The 25,208-nt window shown below is 55.5% G+C and carries 28 protein-coding genes; 13 read left to right on the forward strand and 15 right to left on the reverse strand.

Going from position 1 to position 25,208, the window contains the following annotated elements; translation table 11 throughout:
- Positions 1-20: 20 nt before the first annotated feature.
- The 5 genes from hflD to KFJ24_RS18165 form a co-directional block, all read right to left on the reverse strand.
- Positions 21-665 carry a high frequency lysogenization protein HflD gene (gene hflD, locus KFJ24_RS04495; protein WP_250829879.1) on the reverse strand — a complete coding sequence of 215 codons (645 nt, stop codon included), beginning with the start codon at positions 663-665 and terminating at the stop codon, positions 21-23.
- The gene (gene mnmA / locus KFJ24_RS04500) at positions 662-1,840 is read right to left on the reverse strand and encodes a tRNA 2-thiouridine(34) synthase MnmA (RefSeq protein ID WP_250829880.1); all 1,179 of its coding nucleotides are present in this window, start codon (positions 1,838-1,840) and stop codon (positions 662-664) included. The genes hflD and mnmA overlap by 4 nt, the downstream gene beginning before the upstream one ends.
- Before the next feature lie 50 nt (positions 1,841-1,890).
- Positions 1,891-2,340 (reverse strand): NUDIX hydrolase, encoded by a 450-nt coding sequence (locus KFJ24_RS04505; RefSeq protein ID WP_250829881.1) that lies wholly within the window; start codon positions 2,338-2,340, stop codon positions 1,891-1,893.
- Positions 2,337-2,969, reverse strand: coding sequence for a pseudouridine synthase (locus tag KFJ24_RS04510; protein ID WP_250829882.1), 633 nt, complete (start codon positions 2,967-2,969; stop codon positions 2,337-2,339). Before KFJ24_RS04510 ends, KFJ24_RS04505 begins: the two co-directional genes overlap by 4 nt.
- Before the next feature lie 229 nt (positions 2,970-3,198).
- Positions 3,199-3,510, reverse strand: a complete 312-nt coding sequence (locus KFJ24_RS18165; protein WP_284709155.1) for a cold shock domain-containing protein — start codon at positions 3,508-3,510, stop codon at positions 3,199-3,201.
- A gap of 315 nt (positions 3,511-3,825) precedes the next feature.
- Between KFJ24_RS18165 and clpS the strand changes: the two genes are divergently transcribed.
- A complete protein-coding gene (gene clpS / locus KFJ24_RS04520) occupies positions 3,826-4,185 on the forward strand; it encodes an ATP-dependent Clp protease adapter ClpS (protein ID WP_250832554.1) in 360 nt (119 codons plus the stop codon).
- 18 nt (positions 4,186-4,203) lie between these two features.
- Complete coding sequence (clpA, locus tag KFJ24_RS04525) at positions 4,204-6,474, forward strand: ATP-dependent Clp protease ATP-binding subunit ClpA (RefSeq protein WP_250829883.1); 2,271 nt, start codon at positions 4,204-4,206, stop codon at positions 6,472-6,474.
- Between the two features lie 127 nt (positions 6,475-6,601).
- Here clpA and infA read toward each other — a convergent pair whose 3' ends face one another.
- From infA to KFJ24_RS04570, 9 genes are all read right to left on the reverse strand, one after another.
- On the reverse strand, positions 6,602-6,820 hold the full coding sequence (infA, locus tag KFJ24_RS04530) for a translation initiation factor IF-1 (RefSeq protein WP_014421226.1): 219 nt from the start codon (positions 6,818-6,820) through the stop codon (positions 6,602-6,604).
- Between the two features lie 82 nt (positions 6,821-6,902).
- Positions 6,903-7,616: an arginyltransferase gene (locus KFJ24_RS04535; protein WP_250829884.1), complete on the reverse strand. Its 714-nt coding sequence runs from the start codon at positions 7,614-7,616 to the stop codon at positions 6,903-6,905.
- Positions 7,617-8,330, reverse strand: coding sequence for a leucyl/phenylalanyl-tRNA--protein transferase (aat, locus tag KFJ24_RS04540; protein ID WP_250829885.1), 714 nt, complete (start codon positions 8,328-8,330; stop codon positions 7,617-7,619).
- A 201-nt stretch (positions 8,331-8,531) separates the two neighbouring features.
- Positions 8,532-9,485, reverse strand: coding sequence for a thioredoxin-disulfide reductase (trxB, locus tag KFJ24_RS04545; RefSeq protein WP_250829886.1), 954 nt, complete (start codon positions 9,483-9,485; stop codon positions 8,532-8,534).
- Positions 9,486-9,625: 140 nt separating this feature from the next.
- Positions 9,626-10,537 carry an AAA family ATPase gene (locus tag KFJ24_RS04550; protein WP_250829887.1) on the reverse strand — a complete coding sequence of 304 codons (912 nt, stop codon included), beginning with the start codon at positions 10,535-10,537 and terminating at the stop codon, positions 9,626-9,628.
- A 7-nt stretch (positions 10,538-10,544) separates the two neighbouring features.
- A complete protein-coding gene (locus KFJ24_RS04555) occupies positions 10,545-11,468 on the reverse strand; it encodes a carbon-nitrogen hydrolase (protein WP_250829888.1) in 924 nt (307 codons plus the stop codon).
- The gene (locus KFJ24_RS04560; protein WP_350455562.1) at positions 11,465-12,517 is read right to left on the reverse strand and encodes an agmatine deiminase family protein; all 1,053 of its coding nucleotides are present in this window, start codon (positions 12,515-12,517) and stop codon (positions 11,465-11,467) included. The genes KFJ24_RS04555 and KFJ24_RS04560 overlap by 4 nt, the downstream gene beginning before the upstream one ends.
- Positions 12,518-12,627: 110 nt before the next feature.
- Positions 12,628-12,930, reverse strand: coding sequence for an outer membrane protein assembly factor BamE (locus KFJ24_RS04565; RefSeq protein ID WP_250829889.1), 303 nt, complete (start codon positions 12,928-12,930; stop codon positions 12,628-12,630).
- Positions 12,931-13,036: 106 nt separating this feature from the next.
- Positions 13,037-13,624 carry a PilZ domain-containing protein gene (locus KFJ24_RS04570; RefSeq protein ID WP_250829890.1) on the reverse strand — a complete coding sequence of 196 codons (588 nt, stop codon included), beginning with the start codon at positions 13,622-13,624 and terminating at the stop codon, positions 13,037-13,039.
- A gap of 122 nt (positions 13,625-13,746) precedes the next feature.
- On the opposite strand from KFJ24_RS04570, the gene KFJ24_RS04575 reads away from it, so the two are divergent.
- Both KFJ24_RS04575 and KFJ24_RS04580 read left to right on the forward strand, forming a co-directional pair.
- On the forward strand, positions 13,747-14,988 hold the full coding sequence (locus KFJ24_RS04575) for a lipoprotein-releasing ABC transporter permease subunit (RefSeq protein WP_250829891.1): 1,242 nt from the start codon (positions 13,747-13,749) through the stop codon (positions 14,986-14,988).
- 13 nt (positions 14,989-15,001) lie between these two features.
- Entirely contained in the window at positions 15,002-15,691 is a 690-nt protein-coding gene (locus KFJ24_RS04580) for an ABC transporter ATP-binding protein (protein WP_250832556.1), read from the forward strand.
- Here the strand turns inward: KFJ24_RS04580 and KFJ24_RS04585 are convergent.
- Positions 15,679-16,302: a DUF2062 domain-containing protein gene (locus KFJ24_RS04585; protein WP_434967999.1), complete on the reverse strand. Its 624-nt coding sequence runs from the start codon at positions 16,300-16,302 to the stop codon at positions 15,679-15,681. The two genes, KFJ24_RS04580 and KFJ24_RS04585, sit on opposite strands and share 13 nt — an antisense overlap.
- 3 nt (positions 16,303-16,305) lie before the next feature.
- On the opposite strand from KFJ24_RS04585, the gene KFJ24_RS04590 reads away from it, so the two are divergent.
- The 9 genes from KFJ24_RS04590 to murB all read left to right on the forward strand — a co-directional run bounded on the left by KFJ24_RS04590 (position 16,306) and on the right by murB (position 25,193).
- Positions 16,306-18,750, forward strand: a complete 2,445-nt coding sequence (locus KFJ24_RS04590; RefSeq protein ID WP_284709156.1) for a DNA internalization-related competence protein ComEC/Rec2 — start codon at positions 16,306-16,308, stop codon at positions 18,748-18,750.
- Between the two features lie 72 nt (positions 18,751-18,822).
- Entirely contained in the window at positions 18,823-19,449 is a 627-nt protein-coding gene (locus tag KFJ24_RS04595) for a MotA/TolQ/ExbB proton channel family protein (protein ID WP_250829893.1), read from the forward strand.
- A gap of 5 nt (positions 19,450-19,454) precedes the next feature.
- Positions 19,455-19,880, forward strand: coding sequence for an ExbD/TolR family protein (locus tag KFJ24_RS04600; RefSeq protein WP_250829894.1), 426 nt, complete (start codon positions 19,455-19,457; stop codon positions 19,878-19,880).
- Entirely contained in the window at positions 19,877-21,649 is a 1,773-nt protein-coding gene (gene msbA / locus KFJ24_RS04605; RefSeq protein ID WP_250829895.1) for a lipid A export permease/ATP-binding protein MsbA, read from the forward strand. Before KFJ24_RS04600 ends, msbA begins: the two co-directional genes overlap by 4 nt.
- Positions 21,646-22,683: a tetraacyldisaccharide 4'-kinase gene (gene lpxK / locus KFJ24_RS04610; protein WP_250829896.1), complete on the forward strand. Its 1,038-nt coding sequence runs from the start codon at positions 21,646-21,648 to the stop codon at positions 22,681-22,683. Before msbA ends, lpxK begins: the two co-directional genes overlap by 4 nt.
- 9 nt (positions 22,684-22,692) lie before the next feature.
- The gene (locus KFJ24_RS04615; protein ID WP_250829897.1) at positions 22,693-22,881 is read left to right on the forward strand and encodes a Trm112 family protein; all 189 of its coding nucleotides are present in this window, start codon (positions 22,693-22,695) and stop codon (positions 22,879-22,881) included.
- A 23-nt stretch (positions 22,882-22,904) separates the two neighbouring features.
- Positions 22,905-23,699 carry a 3-deoxy-manno-octulosonate cytidylyltransferase gene (gene kdsB / locus KFJ24_RS04620; protein WP_250829898.1) on the forward strand — a complete coding sequence of 265 codons (795 nt, stop codon included), beginning with the start codon at positions 22,905-22,907 and terminating at the stop codon, positions 23,697-23,699.
- Positions 23,692-24,171 carry a low molecular weight protein-tyrosine-phosphatase gene (locus KFJ24_RS04625; protein ID WP_250829899.1) on the forward strand — a complete coding sequence of 160 codons (480 nt, stop codon included), beginning with the start codon at positions 23,692-23,694 and terminating at the stop codon, positions 24,169-24,171. Before kdsB ends, KFJ24_RS04625 begins: the two co-directional genes overlap by 8 nt.
- Positions 24,168-25,193, forward strand: coding sequence for a UDP-N-acetylmuramate dehydrogenase (gene murB, locus KFJ24_RS04630; protein ID WP_250829900.1), 1,026 nt, complete (start codon positions 24,168-24,170; stop codon positions 25,191-25,193). The genes KFJ24_RS04625 and murB overlap by 4 nt, the downstream gene beginning before the upstream one ends.
- Positions 25,194-25,208 lie beyond the last annotated feature (15 nt).

A 25,208-nucleotide genomic window follows, 5' to 3' on the forward strand; every position in this document is an offset into this window, starting at 1 on the left:
CTGCTCCTGAATCAGTCGGATCAGTGGTAAAGGGAGCGATTGGCTTCCTCGGCCAGCTCACGGGCGTGCTGAATGACCTTTTTGCGCGAAAAGATCAGCTGCCAGCGGCGGCCGCCGGTCTGGCGCCAAAGCACGGCTGAGCGGATACCTGACAGCAGCAGTGCGCGAACCCTGGCGGCATTTTCCTCGCGTTGGAGCACTGTTGGGTCCCCACTAACCTGAATGCGCAGCCGAAAGGTGCTAATGGTATCTGCGTAGATTGAGGCGAGGTTGCTGATCAGGTTGCTGTGAATATAGCCGAAATGGCTCGCGGTATGCCGGGCCTGGTCGATTCGACTGCCAATTACGTCCAGCATGTCCGGTCGTTTGTTCAGCTTTGATTCCAGGTGGATCAGATTCAGTACGTAACGCAGTACTTCGACATCTGGCTGCTTGCTCTGCTGACTCAGTACCGAGGAAAGTGTAACCAGGCCCTCACGGATATCTGTCAGTTCACCGCCATAGACATCAAGTGTGGATGCCGGGTTGGTAGCGAACAGGGATCGAATGCAGGTTTCCAGGCTGGCCTCTGAACACTGGCCGTTGTGGGCAATCTGCTGGACAAGGTTGGCGGCCTGGAACACCCCGGCGAGGGCAAGCGTCTGGTCGTGAAGGGATCCGCTCATACCTGTGTTTCCTGTTCCGGCGATTGGGGGAGGCGGTCGGGCAGGGGGGCGCCATCGCGCCATGTTTCTTCGATCACGCCACCACCGAGGCAGATTTCACCATCATAAAACACCACGGACTGGCCTGGTGTAACCGCGCGTTGGGCGTCATCAAATACCACCTTTACGCCGCCATCGATAATCAGCACTTCGCAATCCTGGTCCGGCTGGCGGTAACGTGCTTTGGCTTTGCAGCGAAACCGACTGGCGGGTGGTTCGCCTGCAATCCAGTCAACAGGGCCTGAGACCAATCCCCGTGAGAACAGGAGAGGGTGATGCTTCCCTTGCACCGCGATCAGTATATTCCGCGTCAGATCTTTCTCGGCCACGTACCAGGGTTCGTCGCCGAACTCGCTCAACCCGCCAATCCCGAGGCCTTGTCGTTGACCAATGGTGTGATACATCAGGCCCTGATGGCGTCCGATTACCTTACCGTCGGGTGTTTCTATGTCTCCGGGTTGCGCCGGAAGATACTGTTTCAGGAAATCGGTAAATTTGCGCTCGCCGATGAAGCAGATGCCGGTGGAATCTTTTTTGTCATGGGTGACAAAGCCCTGCTGCTCGGCAATCCTGCGGACTTCCGGCTTTTCCAGCTCGCCCACGGGGAAGAGCGTGCGGGCAATGCGGTCGCCGGATACAGCATGAAGGAAGTAGCTCTGGTCCTTGTTTGCATCAAGGCCTTTCAGCAGCTGTGCCTTCTCCGGGTTTCCGTCAAGCGGCCGCTGGCGTGCGTAATGCCCGGTTGCAATATAGTCGGCCCCCAGCGTGACGGCATAATCGAGAAACGCCCGGAACTTTACCTCTTTATTGCAGAGGATATCCGGGTTTGGCGTCCGCCCGGCCTTATACTCGGACAGGAAGTGTTCAAACACACGGTCCCAGTATTCGGCTGCAAAACTTGCGGTGTGGAGTTTTATGCCAATGGCATCGGCAACAGCCTGAGCATCGGCAAGGTCGGTCATGGCGGTGCAGTATTCAGTGCCGTCGTCTTCGTCCCAGTTTTTCATGAACAGGCCTTCGACCTGATAGCCCTGATCCTTCAGTAACCAGGCTGCAACGGACGAATCCACGCCGCCGGACATGCCGACGATCACTCGGGTGCTTTCTACAGGACGTTTTTCAGATGCGTTTGTCATGAATACTTTGGTAACGGTGAAAAGCCGCCGAGTTTATCATTCTTGCGGGGTTACGTCTGCGCATCGACCACAACATCCAGCGGATAGCGCTTTCCGTTTCGGTAATCTTCTATGCATTCAAGCACCAGAGGGCTTCGCAGTTTCTCTCCCAGCTGACGAATATCATCCAGCTGCAACCAGTGTGCGGCAATGATTCCGGCGTCCAGTTCGTCCGTTACACGCTTCAGGGCCCTGGCGGAGTAACAGAACCGGTAATAGGTGACTCCGTTTGCAGGCGCCTTATAGGTGTACACGCCCAGAAAGTGCTCGGGTTCTACCTCCCAGCCGGTTTCCTCAAGGGTTTCCCGTCGCACGGCATCGAGAATGGCTTCATCTTCTTCAACGTGTCCGGCCGGCTGATTGAACACGACGCGACCGCCGCTGAACTCCTCCACAACCAGAAAGCGGCCTTTCTGGTCTTCTACGATCACTGCAACGGTGGCATGTGGGGTCCATGTCATGGCTTTCGCGGTCTCCTTTTGGGGTTTCCCGGCTTCCGTTTTCCCGGCCGCCTCGTCGGCGGGGCAGGAACGTGAACCTTGATGGTCCGGCACTGCCCGGATTCGAGTCCATCCAGTGTCCAGTCTCCTATACGGTAGCGGATCAACCGGAGGGTGGGAAAGCCTACTGCCGCGGTCATGCGGCGAACCTGACGGTTTCGGCCCTCAGTTATGGTGAGTTCCAGCCAGCTTGTGGGCACGGACTCACGATATCGCACGGGGGGCTTTCTTTCCCAAACGGATGGCTCGCTCATCTTGCTGGCTTTGGCTGGTGCGGTGATGCCATCCTTGAGTTTGACGCCCTGTTCAAGTTGCGTGAGGGCCGCGTCGGTAATCTGCCCCTCAACCTGCACCCAGTAGGTCTTGGGCATTTTCAGGGAGGGGGAAGCGATACGGTGCTGGAGAGCCCCCTCACCGGTCAGCAGTAGCAGTCCCTCAGAATCGTAATCCAGTCTTCCTGCCGGATAAACCTCGGGGATCTTTATCCAGTTAGCGAGTGTTGCCCTGACAGGTTTCGACGTATCACGCCGGTCATCCGTGAACTGGCTGAGAACACGAAACGGTTTATTGAAAAGAATAAGATCTGCCATTCCGGTCAGTGGGCTCTGCTAGTGGTGTGAGTTCAGTTCGCAAGGTTACTGCAATGGCCTCAATTGGCAAGAGGTCAGGGTCTACGGGGTTGAATGACCGGGGTGGCAGCAAAAGGCAGCGTTCAATGGCGTAGCTGGTGAGAGGGGGCAGTATTTGCTAGATACGACCAAACCCTGCCCACCTCAAAAACCGGTGGGCGTAGCGGAAACAAACCCGGTGGATGCCTGATCAGGCATTCACTGCACGGGGTGGGTAGTCCCCCCGGCCAGACTCCTGCGAATCGGATTTATTTTCGGTAGATGCCCCGGAACTGTCCTGAGCCTGCTGCTGGAGCTGTTCTTCCGGAACAATATTGACCGCGTGGGTGCCTTTGTCGCTGGGCTTCTTGTCAAAGGTTACGGCTTGACCGGCTTTCAGTGTCTTGTAGCCGTCCATCTGAACCGAAGAAAAGTGAGCAAACAGGTCGTCACTGCAGCCATCTTCGATGATGAATCCGTACCCTTTGGCATTGTTAAACCACTTGACCTTGCCTCTTGGCATGATGAACTCCCCTGTTCCTTTGCTGTCACACTTTATTATTGGTGTTGTCTGACACTCGGTCGAGCGAACCCGGCCCGAATCCCGTTACATAAACATTGCATTGGTTTACATTATTTTACAGTCCAGTTTAACTTTCGACCAATCAGGTCTTCTAGTCAATAGTTTCTATTGCCGGAATGTGTGGTTGAACGCGGTCCGGAAGCGGTATCATGTTCGTATTGATAAATATCTCACGCCCGGTCCTCGGCACAGCTTGAAAACACGGGGCCGGACAACCACATTTAACCAGGGGCACCGATAAACCGGTAAAGAATGATGCGGACTATCGAAAATTCTCTACTAGTATTCAATCAGGGGGAGGACGAACAACCGGGGCGACAGGATGACCTCAGCGTTGCTCCCGAGAAGCCAGCCCTCAAGCGCCCTGCGCGTTTTCGGGTGGTTCTTCTGAACGACGACTACACACCCATGGATTTTGTGGTAGAAGTATTGATGACGTTCTTTGAAATGAATGAAGAAAAGGCGACGCAGGTGATGCTGCTCGTCCATACGCAAGGAAAAGCCGTATGTGGGGTTTATACCCGAGACATCGCAGAAACAAAGGCGGCACAGGTGAACCAGTATTCCTCGGAATGCGAACATCCGCTCCTTTGCGAGATTGAACGTGCGGACTGAAAGACGTTGGGGTGGCCCATGCTGAGCAAAGATCTTGAAATTACGCTGAATACGGCCTTCAAAAATGCCCGGGACAAGCGTCATGAATTCATGACGGTGGAGCATTTATTGTTGGCCCTGCTAGACAACGAATCGGCGGTGGGCGTTCTGAAGGCCTGTGGTGCAGATCTTAGCCGGCTTCAGGAAGAGCTTGTGGAGTTTGTGGACTCCACGACACCGTTGATACCCAGTAACGATAGCGAACGGGAAACCCAGCCGACATTGGGCTTCCAGCGTGTTCTGCAACGGGCGGTGTTCCATGTCCAGTCCTCCGGCAAGAAAGAGGTGACCGGGGCGAATGTGCTGGTAGCCATCTTTAGCGAGCAGGAGAGTCAGGCGGTCTACGTACTCAAAAAGCAGAGTGTCGCCCGCATTGATGTCGTTAACTTTGTGTCTCACGGAATATCGCGCGTTCAGGGCGCTGAGGATCAGGAAGGTCATGACCAGGCTGCTCCTGATGAAACCGGAGAAGAAAGTGGTCATTCCAAACCGCTGGAAAGCTACGCCAGCAACCTGAATGAGCAGGCTCGTCAGGGGCGGATTGACCCACTGATTGGCCGTGAGCACGAAGTTGAACGTGTCGTCCAGATACTGGTGCGCCGTCGCAAAAACAACCCACTGCTGGTCGGTGAGGCGGGTGTAGGTAAGACCGCTATCGCAGAAGGGCTGGCAAAACGCATCGTCGATGGACAGGTACCGGAGATTATCTCCGATGCCGTGGTGTACTCGCTTGATCTTGGTGCGTTGCTGGCGGGAACCAAATACCGTGGTGACTTTGAGAAGCGTCTTAAAGGATTGCTGGCGGATCTGCAGAAAGAGAAGCACGCAATTCTCTTCATTGACGAGATCCACACCATTATCGGAGCCGGGTCTGCGTCGGGCGGGGTGATGGATGCGTCCAACCTGCTCAAACCGATGCTAAGTTCTGGTGAAATCCGCTGTATCGGTTCTACCACGTTCCAGGAATTCCGTGGAATTTTCGAAAAGGACAGCGCGCTTGCCCGGCGTTTCCAGAAAATTGACGTCAATGAGCCAAGCGTTGAGGATACCTACCAGATTCTGAAGGGCCTCAAGCCGAATTTCGAGAAGCATCACGATCTTAAGTATACCGACAAGGCATTGCGGGTGGCTGCCGAACTGGCTGACCGTTACATTACGGATCGCCATTTGCCGGACAAGGCCATCGACGTGATCGATGAAGCGGGTGCACGTCAGCGCCTGCAGCCGGAAGACAAGCGTAAGAAAGCGGTTGATGTATCAGACATCGAGGATGTCGTTGCGAACATCGCCCGTATTCCGCCGAAGAATGTCTCTACCAGTGATAAGGACCTGCTCCGGAATCTGGAGCGGGACCTCAAGATGGTGGTGTTTGGCCAGGATCCGGCAATCGAATCGCTTTCCACCGCGATCAAGCTGGCTCGCGCGGGACTCAAGGCGCCGGAGAAACCGGAAGGCGCATTCCTTTTTGCTGGTCCCACGGGTGTCGGCAAGACCGAGGTCACCAAACAGTTGGCCAAGGTGCTGGGTATCGAGTTGGTGCGGTTTGATATGTCCGAGTATATGGAACGGCATACCGTATCGCGTCTGATTGGCGCGCCTCCGGGATATGTTGGGTACGACCAGGGTGGCCTTTTGACCGAGTCGGTTAACAAGCATCCTCACTGTGTGCTGTTGCTGGACGAGATTGAGAAGGCTCACCCGGAAGTATTCAACTTGCTCTTGCAGGTTATGGACCATGGCACCCTGACGGATAATAACGGTCGCAAGGCGGATTTCCGCCATGTCATTCTGGTAATGACGACCAACGCCGGGGCAGAAAGCATGGCTCGCCGTTCAATTGGCTTCAATGAGCAGGATCACAGCTCGGACGGGATGGAAATCATCACCAAGACCTTTACACCGGAATTCCGTAATCGTCTGGATGGCATCATCCAGTTTGGTGATCTGCAGAAAGCGACCATCACTCACGTTGTGGACAAGTTTCTCACTGAGCTGCAGGCGCAGCTGGATGAGAAGCATGTGGTCCTCCATGTGGATGAAGATGCCAAGGTATGGCTGGCAGAGAAGGGGTACGATGTCACCATGGGTGCACGTCCGATGTCTCGTCTGATTCAGGACAAGATCAAGCGGCCCCTTGCTGAGCAGATTCTGTTCGGGCGCCTTTCTGAGAAGGGTGGGGATGTGTTCATACACCTGCGTGATGATGAACTGGTGTTTGAGTATGAGGATGAGCCGGCCGAAGCCGTCTAAGTCCCCATTGCTCTTGCACCTGCGAAAAGACCGCTGCCATTCCGGAGCGGTCTTTTTTTATGTCTGAACGTTTGCTGCAGAAACAAAAAAGCCCCGAATGTCGGGGCTTTTCAGATGTCGGTCAGGCTTAACGGGCGCGGTACACGATGCGGCCCTTGCTCAGGTCGTAGGGAGTCAACTCAACCTTGACCTTATCGCCGGTCAGAATGCGGATGTAGTTTTTGCGCATTTTTCCGGAAATATGAGCAGTCACCACGTGGCCGTTACTGAGTTCGACACGGAACATGGTATTCGGAAGGGTATCGATAATGACGCCTTCCATTTCAATGACATCTGATTTTGCCATTCAGTAGAAACCTCTCTTTGAATGTACTTCTCGTGATTTTAAATTGCGCAATTCTGCCTGAATTATTCCCGTATGGCAAAGATCAGTTCACATCCAATGCTCGCCAGTGGCCTTCCCGAAGTGCTTCAATCGGTTTGAATCGCGTTTTGTAGTTCATCTTCCGGCATTCCCTGATCCAGTAGCCCAGATAGAGGTGTGGCAGGTCTCTTCGTCGGGCTTCCTCGATTTGCCACAAAATGGCATAGGTACCAAGACTTCGGTGTTCCTGTTCCGGGTTAAACACGGTATAGATGGCCGAGAGACCATCATCCAGCATATCAACTGCCGCGAGGCCCACCAGCTCATCTCCCAGGCGAATTTCCAGAAACCATGAATCCGTAGCGCCGTCTACCAGAAATGACGTGAACTGCTCCCTTGAAGGAGGGTACATATCACCATCCTTGTGGCGCTGCTCGATATAGTCGGCATAAAGGCGGTAATAGCGTTCGTCAAACGTCGCCGGCACCATGGTGCACTCCAGGTCTCCGTTTTTCTGAAGTACCCGTCGCTGGCTCCTGTCTGGCTGGAAATCGTCAACCTTTAGCCTGACCGGAATACATGCATTGCAGTGTTCGCAGTGCGGGCGATAGTAGTGGGAGCCGCTGCGACGAAAGCCCAGGGCGGTCAACTGGCTGTAAAGCTTTTTGTCGATGTTGGCCCTGGGGTCCACGAACATGGTTGTGGCTTCGCGGTCAGGGAGGTAGCTGCAATCGTGGGGTGGCGTTGCGAAAAACACCAGGGTCCTGAGATTACTCATCTATGCCTCCGGCCCGGTCCATTGCCAGCGAATTATCCAGTCGTGCTGATTCGGTTTCCGATCCACACATGTCCTGAGTATAGATAAAAACTCTTTTCTGGGAATAGTGCGAGCACCCATGGTGAGCAGATGCCGGCTTTCCACCTGGCAGTCCATGATTTTGTAATCCCATTCCCTGAGCTGATTGGCCAGATGCACCATCAATACCTTTGATGCATTCGTCTCCAGGGAAAACATGGACTCGCCAAAAAAGCATTGTCCGACCGCCACTCCGTACATTCCCCCCGCAAGTTCGCCTTTGTGGTTCCACACTTCGATGGAGTGGGCGGCGCCTTCACGATGAAGAGCGGAATAGCTGGCTATCATGTCTTCAGTGATCCAGGTCCCTTCAGCTCTGGTCGACGCACAGAGGCGAATAATCCGACCAAAAGCCTGGTCTGCGGTTACGGTAAAGCGTCCCTGGTTCAACGTGCGACGAAGGCTGCGGGAAACGTGTATTTCTTCAGGAAAGAGCACGCAGCGTGGGTCAGGGGACCACCACAGGATCGGCTGGTCGTCGCTGTACCACGGGAAGATGCCGCTTTTGTAAGCGAGAATGAGTCGTTCAGTGGACAGATCTCCTCCGAGGGCGAGTAGCCCGTCCGGATCATCCAGTGCTTCGCTTGCGGATGGGAACCAGAGTTGGTCCGGGTCAAGCCAGGGTAGTGAGGTCATCCTGCTCCGGTTTGTGCTGGAGTTTGGGTTGTTCTTCAACTCGAGAGTATCGGCTGACAGGAATCACCTTCTGAAACACGCTGTAAATACATCCTTGTACGCTTGGCTCCGCCATCCCTGGCTCCGCACAGTTTCAGAAGATGATTCCTGCCAGCCGTTGCAGACTAACGAGTTATTCTCCCCAGTCTAGCTCAATCTGCGTTAGTCCTGCTGATCAAGGAACTTTTCAGCGTCCAGTGCCGCCATGCAACCGAAGCCTGCTGAGGTAACCGCCTGGCGGTAGACGTGGTCTGCTACGTCACCGGCGGCGAACACGCCCGGGATGCTGCTCTGGGTCGCCATGCCCTCGAGGCCTGAACGAATATGGATGTAGCCGTTGTTCATGTCCAACTGGCCTTCAAACAGATTGGTGTTGGGTTTGTGCCCGATAGCAATGAACACGCCCGCAAGGTCGATTTCATGGGAGGAATCGTCCTTGGTGCTCTTAATGCGCATGCCTGTCACGCCGGTGCCATCGCCTAGCACTTCATCCAGGGTGTGGTCCCAGACGATTTTGACGTTGCCGTTTTCTGCCTTTTCAAACAGTTTGTCCTGCAGGATTTTTTCCGCACGGAGGCTGTCGCGGCGATGAACCAGTGTCACTTCATCCGCGATGTTGGAAAGGTACAGGGCCTCCTCCACAGCGGTGTTGCCGCCACCGATAACAGCTACTTTCTGCTTCTTGTAGAAGAAGCCGTCGCAGGTGGCGCAGGCGGATACGCCCTGGCCTTTGAACTTCTCTTCAGATTCGAGACCCAGGTACATGGCGGATGCACCGGTTGCGATAATGAGCGCATCGCAGGTGTATTCGCCGCCATCGCCCTTGAGGCGGAACGGACGGTTGCGCAGGTCAGCTTCGTTGATGGTGTCGTAGACGATACTGGTTTCAAACCGCTCTGCGTGCTTGAGCATGCGCTGCATCAGTTCCGGGCCCTGAACACCGTCGTTGTCTCCGGGCCAGTTATCCACGTCGGTGGTGGTTGTGAGCTGACCGCCGACTTCGATACCGGTGATCAGTGTCGGGTTAAGGTTGGCCCGGGCTGCATAAACCGCGGCTGTGTAGCCGGCAGGGCCGGAGCCAAGAATGATCAGTCGGGAATGCTTGGTTTCGCTCATTTGTATGTCTCTCACTGAAAAATACGGTACGACGTTTGTGCCCGAGAGGGCTCAATTTTGCGAGGAAAGTGCGAAAGGCTAACACGAAAGAAACGGCCTGCCATTCGTTTTGGCCAATTCCGCTTATAAAACTTTTCTATTTATTCAAGGACAGAAACCGTAGCAAGGAGCTGCCTGATCCGGTCTGCACTTTTCCCGGATTCTCCCTGCTCGAGTCGATGCTCCGCAACGGCGGGAAAGACAGCCTGGATGTCGTCAGGCAATACGTGGTGACGTCCCTCCATGAGCGCCCAGGCCTTTGCTGCTTTCAACAGCCCTAACCCGGCCCTTGGCGACAGACCATAGAGGAGGCCAGGCATGCGGCGGCTCTGTTCAAGCAGCCGCTGTATGTAATCAAGCAGTGCCGGGCTGGCACTGACACGGGTGACAGCCTGTTGAAGTGTCGCCAGTTCCTGTTGGGGCAGTAGTGGCTGGAGGCGTTCGGTCATGACGCGACGATCCTCTCCTTCGAGCAGTTCCCTTTCGGCTCTCGGGTCGGGGTAGCCCAGCCGGAGCCGCATAAGGAAACGATCGAGCTGTGATTCCGGCAGAGGGTATGTGCCGCCCTGTTCAATCGGGTTTTGCGTGGCGATCACAAAAAATGGGTGGGGCAGGGGGCGGGTTTCACCTTCGATGGAAACCTGCCGTTCTTCCATTGCTTCCAGCAGCGCGCTCTGGGTCCGTGGAGACGCCCGGTTGATCTCATCGGCGAGAACAACCTGAGCGAAAATTGGACCCTGATGGAAAACCAGATTGCCCGCCTCTTTGTCGTACACGGAATAGCCCAGGACATCGGCAGGTAGCAGGTCGTTCGTAAACTGGATGCGCTGATAGCTCAGCCCCATGATCTTGGCCAATGCATGGGACAGGGTGGTCTTACCCATCCCGGGAATGTCCTCGATCAGTAGGTGTCCCCGGGCAAGCAACCCGCAAATAGCGAGGCGAACCTGTTGGTCTTTTCCGAGAAGTATCTGATTCAGTTCGCTGACAACGGCGTCGACCAGTTTTTTCATTCCCGGTTCAATCCCTCACCCGCTTGAGAATATCGCCATACGCGTCAATCCGACGATCCCTGAAGTACGGCCAGATACGGCGGACCGATTCGCTGCGAGTGCGGTCCAGGCTGACACTCAAAATGCACTCCGTTGTGTCATCGGCGCGGGCCAGAAATTCACCCTGAGGGCCGCAAATAAAGCTGTTGCCCCAGAACCGTATGCCGTCAGATTGCCCGGACGGATCCGGCTCCGTTCCAACGCGGTTAGGTGCGATCACGGCAAGGTTGTTGGCCACGGCGTGGCCCCGCTGAACGGTCACCCATGCATCCAGTTGTCTTGCCTGCTCTTCAGGGTCGTCCGTGACATCCCAGCCGATGGCAGTCGGGTAAAGAAGGACTTCCGCACCAGCCAGTGCCATCAGGCGAGCGGCTTCCGGATACCATTGGTCCCAGCAAACCAGCACGCCGAGCTTGCCAGCGGATGTCTCAATGGGAGTAAAACCACTCTGGCCACTATTGAACTGCACGTCACCCGGTGTGAAGTAGAACTTTTCATAAAAGCCGGGGTCGTCCGGGATGTGCATTTTCCGGTAAAGGCCAGCCAGGGAGCCATCTTTTTCAAAAACCACGGCGGTATTGTGATACACGCCGTTCATTCGGCGCTCAAAAATGGAACCGACCAGTACAACTCCAAGGTCCCTGGCAAGTTCCGCTAGGCGGTTGCTGGTGGGGCCAGGAATAGGTTCGGCCAAATCAAAGATGTCAGTGTTCTCGGTCTGGCAGAAATACAGGGTAGAGTGTAACTCCTGCAGCACGATCAGCTGGGCACCATTCGCGGCTGCTTCCCTCACCAGTTTTTCAGTGGCAGCGAGGTTGGCAACCTTGTCGTCGCTACAGGCCTGCTGGATAGCGGCGATATTCAGGTGTCTGGTGTTTGCGGGGTTGCTCATGGGGTTACGACTCCTGCAGGAATTTGCATAGTGATGCAGTGCAGACTTCCGTGCTGGCGAATGAGAGCGTTGCAGTTGATGGGAATAATTTCCCGATCAGCAAAGATCTCCCTCATGATGGCAATAGCGTCTTCGTCCTGGCGAACACCGTACGTGGGTACCAGGATCGCGCCGTTGATGATCAGGAAATTGGCATAGGTTGCCGGCAGGCGCTCCCCATCCTCGTCAAAGAGTGGATCGGGCCAGGGCAGTGCGGTCAGCTTGTATGGGCTGCCGTCTCGCTGCCGGAACTCCAGCAATTCCTCTTCCATTGCTGCCAGCGCGCTGTAGTGCTCGTCGGCGACATCGGGGCAGGTCACGTAGCAGATATGGTCCGGCGCACAAAAGCGAGCCAGGGTGTCTATGTGACTGTCTGTGTCGTCCCCTGCAAGATACCCGTGATTCAACCAGAGGATTCGGTCAGCTCCCAGTAACTCGGATAAAAGCTGCTCGATGGCGGTGCGATCGTGTGCGGGATTGCGAGTTGGTGTCAGCAGACATTCACTGGTGGTCAGCAGGGTACCGTGACCGTCAGCTTCAATCGAACCACCTTCCAGGACAAAATCTATCGTTTGAAGAGGTGTGCTGCCAAAGGCACCCGCGTTGGCAAGGTGCAGGTTGAGAGCATCATCTTTTTCCCAGGGGAACTTGCCGCCCCAGGCGTTAAAGCGAAAGTCCAGGAGCGCGAGGCCTTCTTCAGTCTGCACCGATATCGGGCCATGATCTCTCGCCCAGGTGTCATTGGCTGGCGCTGGCACCGCAACGACCCTTCCCGGCAAACCGTTACGCTCGGCGTAAGCATTGAGGTCCCGTTCCAGCTCCTGCAGCTTAACTACATGTTCGCAGCTGATCAGCAGATGCTCGAAGCGGAGAACGGCTTTGGCAATGTTCGTAAAGACCGGCTCCACCTCTTCCAGGATGTCAGCCCAGTCAGTTCCGGGGTGGGGCCAGGTCAGCATTACGGCGCTTTGCGGGGCCCACTCAGAGGGCAACACGCGTCTGGATGTCACTTTACTGCCACCTTAAGTTATAAAAACTGCCATCTTAACCGACAGTCGGCGTCTCGTCAGGGCAGGGAACGGGAATCCACTACCCGTAAACGTTTGATTTTTATTATCGATCACTGCCGACGCTTTAATACAGTGTGGAGTACGCGGTTGTTCTCGAAATAGACCACAAAATCCTGATAGTACCATTGGGTGATCGGTGGCTCTCCTACCGGCCCACGAATCTCTGCGGGCTGGCCCCATGAGCTGCGGACAGAGTCTTGGGTCATCCCGGTTTTCGGGAAGCTCCCCTGGTAACGATCTGCCTGAGTGCCCACCGGAATCCGGAGCTCTTCCGCGATGGCGCCGGAAACCGGGGCCATGGTCAGTGTGGCAGCCAGGGTCAGTGCACCGAACAGGGCTTTGTTTTTTCTCATTGATGGATCTCCATTAATACTTGGGTCCCCGGGAAGCCCCCAAAAGGACATGGATAAAGCGTAATATCCGAAAAAGACTAGCAAAAGTCACTCGTTTTTCGTCAGTCTACTCTTTTTGGCGCTGCCGAATCTGCCAACGCATCACATGCTTTGCGATCTGCTGGCGGTCACTGTCCTGAATGTGTACAAACTCCGTGTGAACCCTTGCTCCCCCGGTGGTATCCGGCTGCACCTCGATAACCTGCGCGGTCGCCTGGGGCTGAAATAGCTCTGGTGGAAGAGTCATGCGGATGGCGAGCCGGTCACCAGTCTTCCAGGCCGGAGTGCTGCTGAAGAAGGCCAGACCTCCCTCGCTCAGGGTCACCTCCTGCCAGTCCTCCGGTTGCAACGGATTTTGCTCAAAGGCCATAATGCGCGCCAGCGTATCCAGCTTGCTGTTCAGTGATTTTATCAGGCCCGTCAGAAGGCGGTCCTGTTCGGCAAGGCTGGCAAGTTGAGATTTTACGTCCTGATCCAGTCGCCTGAATTCCGCTTTCAGGCTTTCAAGGTGATCGCCGTCAAACGCCTCTTCCTCAGGGGTCGTGGTTGGTGATAGCTTTCGGATTTCCAGGCCGATTCGATCTTCGATACGGAAAAAGTCCCGGCGTTCAGGTGAGTAATCTGTCGATTCGCTGGGAGGGTTGTCTGGCGGCATTCTGGCTCCGGAACTCGTAATTTTTATTAGTATAGAACAGTTTAGCAGTTTCCCGCTCCTCTGGAAGGTGCCGGGAAAAACCAGACCACGACAAACCCGAAGGTAGCGACAGGCGCCTCCCTATGTTCAGACCTTTATCGTTTTATATTGGCTTACGTTACACGGCTGCCAAACGCCGCAATCACTTTATATCCTTTATTTCGCTGACCTCCATGATCGGCCTCATGCTTGGCGTTGCGGTGTTAATCATCGTGCTCTCGGTCATGAACGGGTTCGACAGGGAGCTCAAACAGCGAATTCTGGGTATGGTGCCCCATGCTGTTATTGAGGGCTCTGGGCCGTTACAGGACTGGGAGTCAGTGGATCGTCAGGTGGAGCAGCACCCCAGAATCCTGGCAGCGGCGCCGTTCATTCAGGGGCAGGGCATGGTGACCGGTGGAGGCAATGTCCGTGGTGTCATGCTCAATGGCGTGCTGCCAGAGCAGGAGAAATCGGTATCAATCATTGAGAACCATATGGTCGAGGGTAGCCTGGACGATCTGGTTCCCGGCGAGTTTGGCATTATTATCGGTCGGCTGATGGCATCGAGTCTCCGGCTCGGGTTGGGGGACAAGGTGACCGTGGTCCTGCCTGAAGCATCCGTTACCCCGGCCGGTGTGTTACCCAGGTTGAAGCGTTTTACGGTGAAGGGGATTTTCAGCGTGGGGGCAGAGCTGGATGGCAACTACACCCTGCTGCATATGGCGGATGCTTCAAAACTCATGCGCACCGGGGGTAAAGCTCAAGGCATCCGGTTACTGGTCGATGATCTGTTTGCCGCTCCAAGGGTTTCGGAAGAAGCCGCCCGTTCGCTTGATGGTCGCTATTTCATTTCGGACTGGACCCGCACTCATGGCAATCTTTTTCAGGCTATTCGTATGGAAAAGACCATGATTGGCCTCCTGCTGATGTTCATCGTCGCGGTTGCGGCTTTTAACATTGTCTCGACTCTGGTGATGGTCGTGACAGACAAAACTGCAGACATTGCCATTCTTCGCACCATGGGCGCCACGCCCGGGCGCATTATGCGCATCTTCATTGTACAGGGAGCCGTGATCGGTGTGTTTGGGACTCTGGTTGGAACTTCGCTGGGGGTCCTGGGTGCTCTCAATATCAGTGCCTTTATCTCCTGGCTTGAGGGTGTTTTGGGGCACAAATTCCTGAGTGCCGATGTCTACTTCATCAGCTATCTGCCGTCACAGTTGCAGTGGCAGGACGTGTTCATCATAAGTGGTGCAGGTCTTGCGATGAGCCTGCTGGCGACTATCTATCCAGCCTGGCGAGCATCGCGGATCGATCCGGCGGAGGCGCTGCGCTATGAGTGAGGAAAAAGCGGTCATGCAAGAGTCGTCTCTGGTTATCGATTGTCATCAGGTTACCCGTACCTATAGTCAGGGCCCGGAAAAACTCACTATTTTCTCGGATATTTCGCTCCGGATTTCCAGCGGAGAGACAGTCGCCATTGTGGGTAGTAGTGGTGCAGGGAAAACAACGCTTCTGAATCTGCTGGGAGGGTTGGATCGGCCTTCATCCGGGAAGATTTCTATCTGTGGTCAGGATATCCATCGTCTTTCCGAGGCCGGCCGGGCGCGCTTCAGAAATCGCCATCTCGGTTTTGTTTACCAGTTTCATCATCTGTTGCCCGAGTTCTCGGCGCTGGAAAATGTGATGATGCCCTGCGTGCTCGGTGGTATGGCGGTCCCGGAGGCCAAGAAAAAGGCCGAAGACCTGCTTGCCAGAGTCGGGCTTGCAGAGCGCCTGGCGCATAAGCCGGGAGAGCTGTCCGGGGGTGAGCGACAACGGGTGGCCATCGCCCGGGCTTTGGTCAACGAGCCTGATTGTGTGCTGATGGATGAGCCTACGGGCAACCTGGATGAACATACTGGAGAGGGTGTGCGCTCGCTGATTGAATCTTTGCGGGATCAGTTCGGCATTTCTTTTGTAATGGTGACGCATGACATGAAAATGGCGCGAAGTCTCGGTAGAGTGCTCCGGCTGGAACAGGGCCGGCTGGTTCAGGAAGCCTGATCTGCGGCTTTTTGCTTTTTGATTCGTTCCTGACGCCTTACCTGCCAATCGGAGCGGATCTTGCGGCGCCATAGATACTGAATGATCAGGTAGGCAATGCAGGCAGAAGCTGTACCGACGATCATCGAGCCCAGATAAAGAGGGATGCCGATGTCCAGCAGCCGTTCACTGATCCATGCCCAGGAAAGTTGAAAGTCGAAGTTGAGTACCGGTCTGTTCAGCGCCCAGGCGCCTACTTTGTAGTTAAAGTAAAAAAGTGGCGGCATGGTAACGGGGTTGCTGATCCAAACGAGAACCACGGAAAGTGGAAGGTTTGCGTTGAACCAGATCGCGAAGAAGGCAGCGGCAATCATCTGAAATGGCATGGGAATAAAGCAGAACCAGATGCCGATAAGGAATGCGCGGGCTACGCTGTGCCGGTTAATGTGCCACAGATTGGGCTCATGAAGGATATCGCCAAGAAAGTGCAGCGATCGCATCGCTTGCACTTTCTCCGGTGTTGGCAGATAGCGTTTCATGAACTTCTTCGGCATTGGAAGTTCTGCCTGTAAAAGATTGAAATCCCCGGCAGCACGGAAGCGGCCGGCGAGTATAAGAATTCGGGAGGACAAGGATTGTCCGGAAGCTTTCACAGCCAACCATGGCCCTTTGATGGGCACGGTTCTGCGGTCTCGGGCGTTTTCGCCTTCTCTTGCGGCGTTATCTTACTTTATCGGTTGTCCGTGTTGCCACCTCCGGAATGGATCGCGGCATGCTTTGTGACAGCTTTTTGCATCGTCGCCCGTTACCGGTCTTCGCTTTTCGGCCGGCTTGCCGTCTTGTGTATAGGGGTCACTCTGGGCGCAGGGTGGGCTGCCTGGCACGCGGGCAATCGCCTTTCCGAGCGTCTTCCGGGCACGTTGGAGGGGCAACAGCTGTCCGTTTCCGGTTACCTGTGTGGTATACCGTCCTCGGGCAGTTTTAACAGCCTCCGGTTCAGTGTTTGTGTGACCGATTGGCACGGCGTTTCGGAAAAAACGGATGTGGGGCACCATTTACCGGATCTGCTTCGGTTGTCCTGGTACGGGCATGGCCCTGCGCCGCTGCCAGCCAATCGACTGCAACTCGATGTTGTGCTCAAACGCCCCCACGGAACCCTGAATCCGGCCGGATTTCGCTACGAAGACTGGCTGTTCCGAAAGGGGTATGGGGCCACGGGCAGTGTCAGATCTGCCCGTTATGACCCTGACGTCCATTGTGGTTGGCATTGTCAGTACCGGGAAACCCATGCCGCCCTGGTGGAGTGGGTGGAGCATCGGTTTGCCGAGGCTGAGTACTTTCCTCTAATCGCGTCTTTGCTCGTGGGTCATCGCGGATATATGGGCGAGCCCGAGTGGGATGTTCTGACGGCGACAGGAACCATTCACCTGGTCGCTATCTCCGGCCTCCATCTCGGCTTGATTGCGCTGGGTGCGGGCTTTGTTTGCCGGCAGATTCTGTTGTTGGTGCCGTTGAACTGGCTTAGTGAAACGGCCCGGCGACGGGCAGTGTTTGTAACCATTGCAAGCTGCTGCATCCTCTATGCGTTGGCGGCCGGGTTTACGGTCCCTACACGCAGGGCGTTCATCATGGTGATGGTTGCTGGCTGGTCTCTGTTGTTTGCCCGTCAGGTATCGGTCTGGCACTCGCTGGCAATGGCTCTTGGAGCGATTTTGCTACTGGATCCGTTTGCACCCCTCGATCAGGGGTTCTGGTTATCCTTCGGTGCGGTAGCGGTGTTGATCTGTGTTTTTGCAGGCAGTCTGGGTACCCCGGGTTGGCTCCGTGGCTTGCTCCTTGCGCAGTGTGCGGTCTTTGCCGGGCTCTGGCCGATTCTTCAGATCTTCGGCCAGGAGCAGCCGGTCATTGGGGCGGCGGCTAACCTGGTTGCCATTCCCTGGGTATCGTTGATGGTGATGCCGGTGCTGATTGCAGGCAGTGTTTGCGTCGCCATAGCTCCACCGGTAACCGATTTGATCGTCCCCGTTTTTGATTTTGTCATTGGCGTCCTCTGGCGTGTGCTGACCTGGCTGGCAAATATTGCCGTCACTGGTATGGCGGTATCCCTCGCGGAGGTGTCGCTGTTGGCGATTCTGGCCCTTTGCCTGATCTGTTTACCCTTGAAGCGGTTCCGGCTGGTAACTCTGGCTGTGATTGTGCTCTGGAGTCTCCTGTCGAAGGCCCCGGAGCGCGAGATCAACCAGATGGTCGCCAGTCCCGAGGTAAAGGTGTTGGACGTCGGGCAGGGGGTATCCGTATTGGTTCGGCATGGGCATGAGGTTTTGCTGTACGACACGGGTCCCGCCGTATCGGGTGTGTTTTCTGCAGTCGAGTCCACAATATTGCCGAATCTGACGGCCCTGGGGGTTCGACGCATAGATACCCTTGTGGTCAGTCACGCCGACAGCGACCACTCCGGTGGACTGGCACTGCTTGCCAGGTCACTCGATATCGGAAGGATTGTGACCGGTGAGCCCGGCGCCATTCGGGCGAAACTGCCCCTCGCTGGGGATCTGCCAATCCAGCCCTGCGAGAACCTCAATGAGCCACTTGGAGACTTGGTCATCAGTTATTGGCAGGCACCCGATGTGACGGAAGGAAACGACACATCCTGTGTTGTAAGGGTTCGGCACCGGAGATCCGGAATCGACTGGATTCTTCCTGGTGACATAACGAAAACCGCGGAGACCGCACACCGCAAGTATCTGGCCGGCAGCGAGGGGCACCCGGGAGCACGGACGCGGGTGCTGCTTGCTCCCCATCATGGAAGTAAGACCTCGTCTTCATCGGCCTGGGTAGATGCAGTGAGGCCGGACATCGTGATTTATTCAGCCGGTTACCGGCATCAATTCGGGCATCCTCATCCGGATGTTATCGCCCGATACCGTAAAAAAGGGGTTCGTCAGTTCAATACTGCCTGTAGCGGGCTCGTGTCCATGAGCATTGAGGCTAACCGTCTGACGATGAAGGAAATGACAGACTTTTCACCGTTCTGGATTGGCGCCGATGGCCTGGCGCGTGACCAATGTAAAATACCGTGACATTCCGGGTGTGGCCTCTACCTGCAGCTATGCTAAAGTAGCGCGGCTTGTAATTAATCAGGGAGACCGAGCGTGTTCGAGCTGTTGAAAGCCGGTGGCATTTTGATGGTGCCAATTGTTGCCTGTTCTATTCTGGCGCTCGCCATAATTCTGGAGCGTTTCTGGACCCTTCGCCCCTCCAGAGTTGCGCCGTCGCAGACCATTAACGAATTGTGGCGGTGGATCAAGAAAAAAGAGCTCAATGGGCGCAAGCTCAAGGCGTTGCAGGGTTCATCTCCTCTGGGGCAGATACTGGCTGGAGGTCTGCTCAATGCCAAGCATGGTCGTGAGATCATGAAGGAGAGCATAGAGCATGAAGCGAGCCAGGTTATCCATGATCTTGAGCGTTTCCTGAACCCTTTGGGTACCGTCGCCACCATTGCCCCGCTTCTGGGGCTCCTCGGCACGGTGATCGGCATGATCAAGGTGTTTGCTGAAATCCAGCTGGCCGGTGTTGGCAATGCCGGCAATCTTGCCGGAGGTATTTCCGAGGCGCTGATTACGACCGCTGCCGGCCTTAGTGTTGCCATTCCAGCATTGATTGCTCACCGCTACTTTATTCGCCGGGTCGACGAGCTGGTTGTTGGTATGGAGCAGGAGGCTATCAAGCTGGTCGAGGTTGTTCACGGAGACCGCGAAATCGACGTGGAAGGAGCCTGAACACTGTGAAGTTCAAGCGCCAGAGAAGTCAGGAAGTCGGGGTAGACCTGACGCCACTGATCGACGTGGTATTCCTGTTGCTGATTTTCTTTATGGTTTCCACGACCTTTACCCGGGAGAGTCACCTTCAGGTTGAGCTGCCGGAGGCCAGTGGTGAGCCTGCCGCGCCTGCTGAAGTGAAGCAGATTGACGTCGTCATCAATGCTGAAGGGCAGTACAGCCTGAATGACAGGGCCCTCGTCAACAATCGCCGCGAAACTCTTGAGCGGGGCGTTAGCGAACTGGCCGAAGGCGACACCGCTCTCCCATTCATCATCACCGCTGATGCCCGCACTCCCCACGAATTCGTGGTTCGTGCTATGGATGTTGCCGGCCGTCTGGGGTTTGCAAAACTGAGCATTACCACGGAGCGGGAGGCTGAGAGCCAGTGAGTAACTCCGAACCTGTCCCGCCGCCGGTACCTCCCAGCAGCAGCTGGGAGACGTATAAGCGTCTGCTCGCCTATGTGAAGCCGTTCTGGTTAGCCTTTTCGCTTGCCGTGGTTGGTAACGTGATTTATGCCGGGGCTTCCACAGGCATGGCGGCTGCAATGGAATATGTCATTGCGGCGATTGAAAATCCGACCGATAAAAACCGCCTGTTACTGACGTTGGTGATCGTCGGCGTATTTGCCTTTCGCGGCCTCGGTACGTTCATGAGCCAATACTTCATCAATTATGTGGGGCGCCAGGTCATCAATGCGTTGCGTAACAACGTCTTTGACCGGTTGTTGACCTTGCCGTCCCGATACTTCGACGACAATGCTTCTGGTCGCCTGGTTTCCAAACTGACGTTCAACGTCGAGCAGGTAGCTGAAGCTACCACTAATGCGGTCACCATCACCCTGCGCGAAGGACTGACCATTGTCGGGTTGCTCGGCTTTATGCTTTACACGAACTGGAAGTTGACCCTCATTTTTCTGACCGTCGGTCCAGTCATCGGCGCGGTTGTAAGCTATGCGAGCAAGCGCTTCCGCAAAATCAGCCAACGAATTCAGGGCTCGATGGGTGACATTACCCACGTGGCCTCTGAGTCCATAACCGGTTATCGGGTGGTTCGGACCTTTGGTGGCGAGGAATATGAGCAGCAGAGATTCCGCGAGGTAAATGATCGCAACCTGAAGCAGAGCCTCAAGATGGCGTCGACCCAAGCGATCAGCGTACCGATTATTCAGGTGCTGGTAGCCATTGCGATTGCGGCACTGGTCTGGACTATGCTTGCCCCGGATATCCGGGGGGGAATGACGACCGGCCAGCTGGTAGCGTTCATTACCGCGGCTACCACCATGGCCAAACCGATTCGGCAGGTTACCTCTGTTCACGCCAAGATCCAGAAAGGTGTGGCGGCCGCCTATGATGTGTTCGAAACCATTGATGAGAAACCCGAGCAGGACCCGGGCACTTATTCACCAGATCGGGTTGATGGCAGCATTTCCTTCGATGATGTGTCTTTCCGCTATCGCGAGCAGTTGGACAATGTACTGGAGGGCATCTCCCTGGAGATCCCTGCAGGGCAGAGTGTTGCTCTGGTCGGCCGTTCAGGTAGCGGTAAATCCACGCTGGTGAGTCTGTTGCCCCGGTTCTACGAGTATACGGGTGGCGATATCCGTATTGATGATCACTCACTGAAGGATTACTCCCTCAAGGCCCTGCGTGCGCAGATCGCTCTCGTCACTCAGAATGTGGTGCTGTTCAATGACACGGTTGCCGCTAACATTGCCTATGGCGCACTGCGTGAGTGCAGTCGTGAGGAAATTCGTGAGGCGGCCGCCAAGGCCCATGCTCTTGAGTTTATTGATCGGATGCCGCACGGCCTGGATACCATGATCGGCGATAATGGCGTGATGCTTTCTGGCGGTCAGAGGCAGCGACTGGCGATCGCTCGCGCATTGCTCAAGAATGCTCCTGTCCTGATTCTTGATGAAGCGACCTCGGCGCTTGATACAGAGTCGGAACGTCATATTCAGGACGCTCTGGAGACGGTTATGAAGGGCCGGACCACACTGGTGATCGCGCATCGCCTCTCCACCATCGAAAAGGCGGACAGGATCCTGGTGATGGACAACGGGCGAATCGTGGAGTCTGGCCGACACGATGATCTGCTTTCGGCGGGTGGAGCATACGCGCAGCTGCACCAGATGCAGTTCAGCGAGCATGCATGACATCGCTGATTGATCGTTTGTGGTATGGGAAGGGGCGTCCCCTGAGGTTCCTCACGCCCCTGTCCTGGCTCTACGGGAGTATTGCTGCATCCCGGCGGCGCAGGGCCTGGGATGCAAAGGACGAATCGCTGCCGGTTCCGGTCCTGGTAATCGGCAATATCACTGCCGGTGGAACCGGCAAGTCTCCCTTGGCGGGCTGGCTTGTTACGGAGCTTTCGGGGTCAGGGTGGCAGCCGGTCATCATTAGCCGCGGATATGGCGGTAAATCATCCGACTATCCATTGTTGGTTACGGCGGATACCAATCCCTCTTTGGCCGGTGATGAACCGGTCATGCTCGCTCAGGCAACGGGGCGCCCTGTGGTGGTAGACCCTGATCGTCGGAGGGGGGCTTGCTGGGCGCTTGAGCAGAAACTCGGCAATATACTGGTATGCGACGACGGTCTTCAGCACTACAAACTGCCCCGGGACATTGAGCTGGCAGTCTTTGATGGTGTTCGCGGCATTGGCAATGGCGCTTTAATCCCCGTTGGCCCTCTTCGTGAGTCGGTATCGCGCCTCTCTTCGGTCGACTACGTTGTCGTGAATGGCGGAGATCCTGAACCTGGCGGACATATGGACAACTTCGACGGAATAGAGCATCCCCGGATTTATTCCATGACGCTCGAACCGTCCTCCCTCATCAATCTCAAAACCGGCGAAACACGTTCCCCGAGCGATTTGCACGATCAACCAGTTCGTGCCGTGGCAGGCATCGGCAATCCCGTCCGTTTTTTCGATACACTAAGAGAGCTGGGTGCCCGTGTCACTGAGGCGCCATTTCCGGATCATCACGGGTTCAGGGCCGAGGACCTGGATGCCGATGAGGGCGAGTGGGTGGTGATGACTGCGAAGGACGCCGTAAAATGCCAACGCTTTGCACGTGAAAACGTCTGGGCCCTGACCGTCCAAGCCCGTTTGCCTTCGGAATTCTCGGAGTCGATCATGTCAAAAATCCGGGAATGTTCCGAACAGTTAACCTTTAAATATCAGTGAGAATGCATCATGGATAAAAAACTGTTGGCCATGCTGGCCTGCCCGGTATGCAAGGGCGATCTGAAGCTCAATGAAGACAGAACCGAGCTCGTTTGTTATCAGGATGCCATGGCATTTCCTGTCCGTGAGGGTATTCCGGTGATGCTGGCGACGGAAGCTCGAACTCTGTCCACCGACGAGCGTCTCGAAAAACACTAAATCATTTTTCAGGATAGTATCCCATGTCTTTTACTGTCGTGATTCCGGCCCGCTACGCCTCGAGTCGTCTGCCCGGGAAACCGTTGGCGGAGATCGCCGGTAAACCCATGGTTCAGCACGTCTATGATCGCGCGCTGGAGAGCAGGGCCGACCGTGTGGTTATTGCCACGGATGACAATCGCATTCATTCGGTATGCGAGGGTTTTGGTGCGGAAGTCGTGATGACGTCTCCCAACCACGCCAGTGGCACGGATCGTCTGGAAGAAGTCGCCCGGAAGCTGGAGTTTGGACCTGACCACCGGGTGGTAAATGTTCAGGGTGATGAGCCGCTTATTCCGCCCGCGCTTATCAATCAGGTGGCAGATAACCTGGATCTTTATCCAGACGCCGCGATCGCCACTTTGTGTGAGCGTATTCACGATACCGACCACGTGTTCAACCCGAATGTGGTGAAAGTTGTCTTCGATCATCGCGGCATGGCCCACTATTTCAGTCGCGCTCCCATTCCCTGGGCCCGGGACCTTTGGCAGGGCGGTAACCCTTTGACGAATGTCGACGTTTCCTTACCTGACGGTGTCGGCTATTTCCGCCATATCGGAATTTATGGATACCGCGCTAGTGTTCTTGGACAGTTTGTGAACTGGGCCCCGGCGCCAACTGAAAGGGTTGAGTCACTGGAACAGCTTCGCGCCCTATACAACGGTGCCCTCATTCACGTGGATGTGGCGGCAGAGAATCCGCCAGCGGGTGTCGACACCGAATCTGATCTGGAGCGTATCCGGGGATGGCTGGAGGCAAGGAAAGAAGGTAATGACTGAACGGGTAAAGGTACTTTTCGTCTGTCTCGGAAACATATGTCGTTCTCCCAGTGCTGAGGGGATATTCCGTTCACTGGTCGAGAGATCGGGACTTGAGGACCGTATAGAGATCGATTCCTGTGGAACCGGTCACTGGCACATCGGTAAGACTCCCGATCCGCGGGCAGTGGAAGCTGCAAGCAAACGAGGGATTGATATCAGCGATCTCAGGGCGCGCCAGATTGAGGCCGACGACCTGGATAACTTTGATTATGTACTTGTCATGGATCGAGAGAATCTGGCCGATGTAAAGGAACTCTGGCGCCAGAACGGGGGAGCTCAACCGACTTTGTTCCTTGACTACGGTCGTTCGGGGCATCAGGAAGTGCCGGATCCCTATTATGGTGGTGATGCCGGTTTCGAGTTGGTACTAGACCTCATTCATGAGGCCGGCGAGGGATTGCTGGCGGATATTCAGGAGCGTCTGGCTTGAACCGAACAGTGGAGCCCAGGGAGAATTTTGAGCTCAGCGACCTCAACACCCTTCATGTACCAGCGGTCGCGCGATTCTATCAGGAAGTCCATACCGCCGGGGAACTGGCGGAAGCGCTCGAATGGGCGCGGAACAATGATGTCGACGTCTTGATTCTCGGCGGTGGCAGTAACCTCGTATTTAACGGCGATTATCAGGGATTGGTGGTCCGTATCTGTATTCGAGGTTGTTCCTGGGAGAGAGTGTTGGGGCACGAAGCCACGCTTGTCCTGGGTGCCGGGGAAAACTGGCATGAAGCAGTCTTGTATGCGACCCGTGCTGGCTATCGGGGTATTGAAAATCTCGCCCTGATTCCCGGGACTGCTGGTGCAGCACCAGTTCAGAATATTGGCGCTTACGGTGTGGAGCTGTGCGACACGCTGGTTTCGGTTACCGCCCTCGATCGCCACTCAAATACTCTGGTTGAGCTGACCAACAAAGACTGCCATTTCGCATACCGGGACAGCCTTTTCAAGCAGTCGCCCGGGCGGTATGTCATCACTGAGATCCACCTGAGGCTGTCCCGTGAGAAGCCGATGCAGTTGGGTTACCGGGACCTTGAAGAGTATCTGGGTGATAGGCCTCATGAAGAGCTGGAACCGATTGATGTAGCCGAAGCCGTCATGGCTATTCGGCGACGTAAACTGCCGGACCCGGGGATGATTCCCAACGCTGGGAGTTTCTTTAAAAACCCGGTGGTATCGGAGGCAACATTTGTAAAGCTCAAGTCCGGTTATCCCGATATTGTTGGCTACCCGCAGATAAAAGGCGTCAAGCTTGCAGCGGCCTGGCTCATTGACCAGGTTGGCTGGAAAGGCTTTCGCAACGAGCGCGTAGGCGTACACAACCGCCAGGCACTGGTGCTGATCAACCACTCAGCAGGAACAGGACGGGACATTCTCGAGTTGGCTGACCGGATTCGGGAGTCGGTGAAAGAGCGGTTCGGTGTCGAGCTTGAAATGGAGCCGGGCATCGTCGGATAAGGTGGTCCGGGCCAA

The organism is Marinobacter sediminum (genome assembly GCF_023657445.1).
GTDB lineage: Bacteria > Pseudomonadota > Gammaproteobacteria > Pseudomonadales > Oleiphilaceae > Marinobacter > Marinobacter sediminum_A.

Coding starts and splice junctions, on each gene's coding strand:
- hflD (WP_250829879.1), bottom strand. CDS start 665: ATGAGCGGATCCCTTCACGACCAGACGCTTGCCCTCGCCGGGGTGTTC.
- mnmA (WP_250829880.1), bottom strand. CDS start 1,840: ATGACAAACGCATCTGAAAAACGTCCTGTAGAAAGCACCCGAGTGATC.
- KFJ24_RS04505 (WP_250829881.1), bottom strand. CDS start 2,340: ATGACATGGACCCCACATGCCACCGTTGCAGTGATCGTAGAAGACCAG.
- KFJ24_RS04510 (WP_250829882.1), bottom strand. CDS start 2,969: ATGGCAGATCTTATTCTTTTCAATAAACCGTTTCGTGTTCTCAGCCAG.
- KFJ24_RS18165 (WP_284709155.1), bottom strand. CDS start 3,510: ATGCCAAGAGGCAAGGTCAAGTGGTTTAACAATGCCAAAGGGTACGGA.
- clpS (WP_250832554.1), top strand. CDS start 3,826: ATGCGGACTATCGAAAATTCTCTACTAGTATTCAATCAGGGGGAGGAC.
- clpA (WP_250829883.1), top strand. CDS start 4,204: ATGCTGAGCAAAGATCTTGAAATTACGCTGAATACGGCCTTCAAAAAT.
- infA (WP_014421226.1), bottom strand. CDS start 6,820: ATGGCAAAATCAGATGTCATTGAAATGGAAGGCGTCATTATCGATACC.
- KFJ24_RS04535 (WP_250829884.1), bottom strand. CDS start 7,616: ATGAGTAATCTCAGGACCCTGGTGTTTTTCGCAACGCCACCCCACGAT.
- aat (WP_250829885.1), bottom strand. CDS start 8,330: ATGACCTCACTACCCTGGCTTGACCCGGACCAACTCTGGTTCCCATCC.
- trxB (WP_250829886.1), bottom strand. CDS start 9,485: ATGAGCGAAACCAAGCATTCCCGACTGATCATTCTTGGCTCCGGCCCT.
- KFJ24_RS04550 (WP_250829887.1), bottom strand. CDS start 10,537: ATGAAAAAACTGGTCGACGCCGTTGTCAGCGAACTGAATCAGATACTT.
- KFJ24_RS04555 (WP_250829888.1), bottom strand. CDS start 11,468: ATGAGCAACCCCGCAAACACCAGACACCTGAATATCGCCGCTATCCAG.
- KFJ24_RS04565 (WP_250829889.1), bottom strand. CDS start 12,930: ATGAGAAAAAACAAAGCCCTGTTCGGTGCACTGACCCTGGCTGCCACA.
- KFJ24_RS04570 (WP_250829890.1), bottom strand. CDS start 13,624: ATGCCGCCAGACAACCCTCCCAGCGAATCGACAGATTACTCACCTGAA.
- KFJ24_RS04575 (WP_250829891.1), top strand. CDS start 13,747: ATGTTCAGACCTTTATCGTTTTATATTGGCTTACGTTACACGGCTGCC.
- KFJ24_RS04580 (WP_250832556.1), top strand. CDS start 15,002: ATGCAAGAGTCGTCTCTGGTTATCGATTGTCATCAGGTTACCCGTACC.
- lpxK (WP_250829896.1), top strand. CDS start 21,646: ATGACATCGCTGATTGATCGTTTGTGGTATGGGAAGGGGCGTCCCCTG.
- KFJ24_RS04615 (WP_250829897.1), top strand. CDS start 22,693: ATGGATAAAAAACTGTTGGCCATGCTGGCCTGCCCGGTATGCAAGGGC.
- kdsB (WP_250829898.1), top strand. CDS start 22,905: ATGTCTTTTACTGTCGTGATTCCGGCCCGCTACGCCTCGAGTCGTCTG.
- KFJ24_RS04625 (WP_250829899.1), top strand. CDS start 23,692: ATGACTGAACGGGTAAAGGTACTTTTCGTCTGTCTCGGAAACATATGT.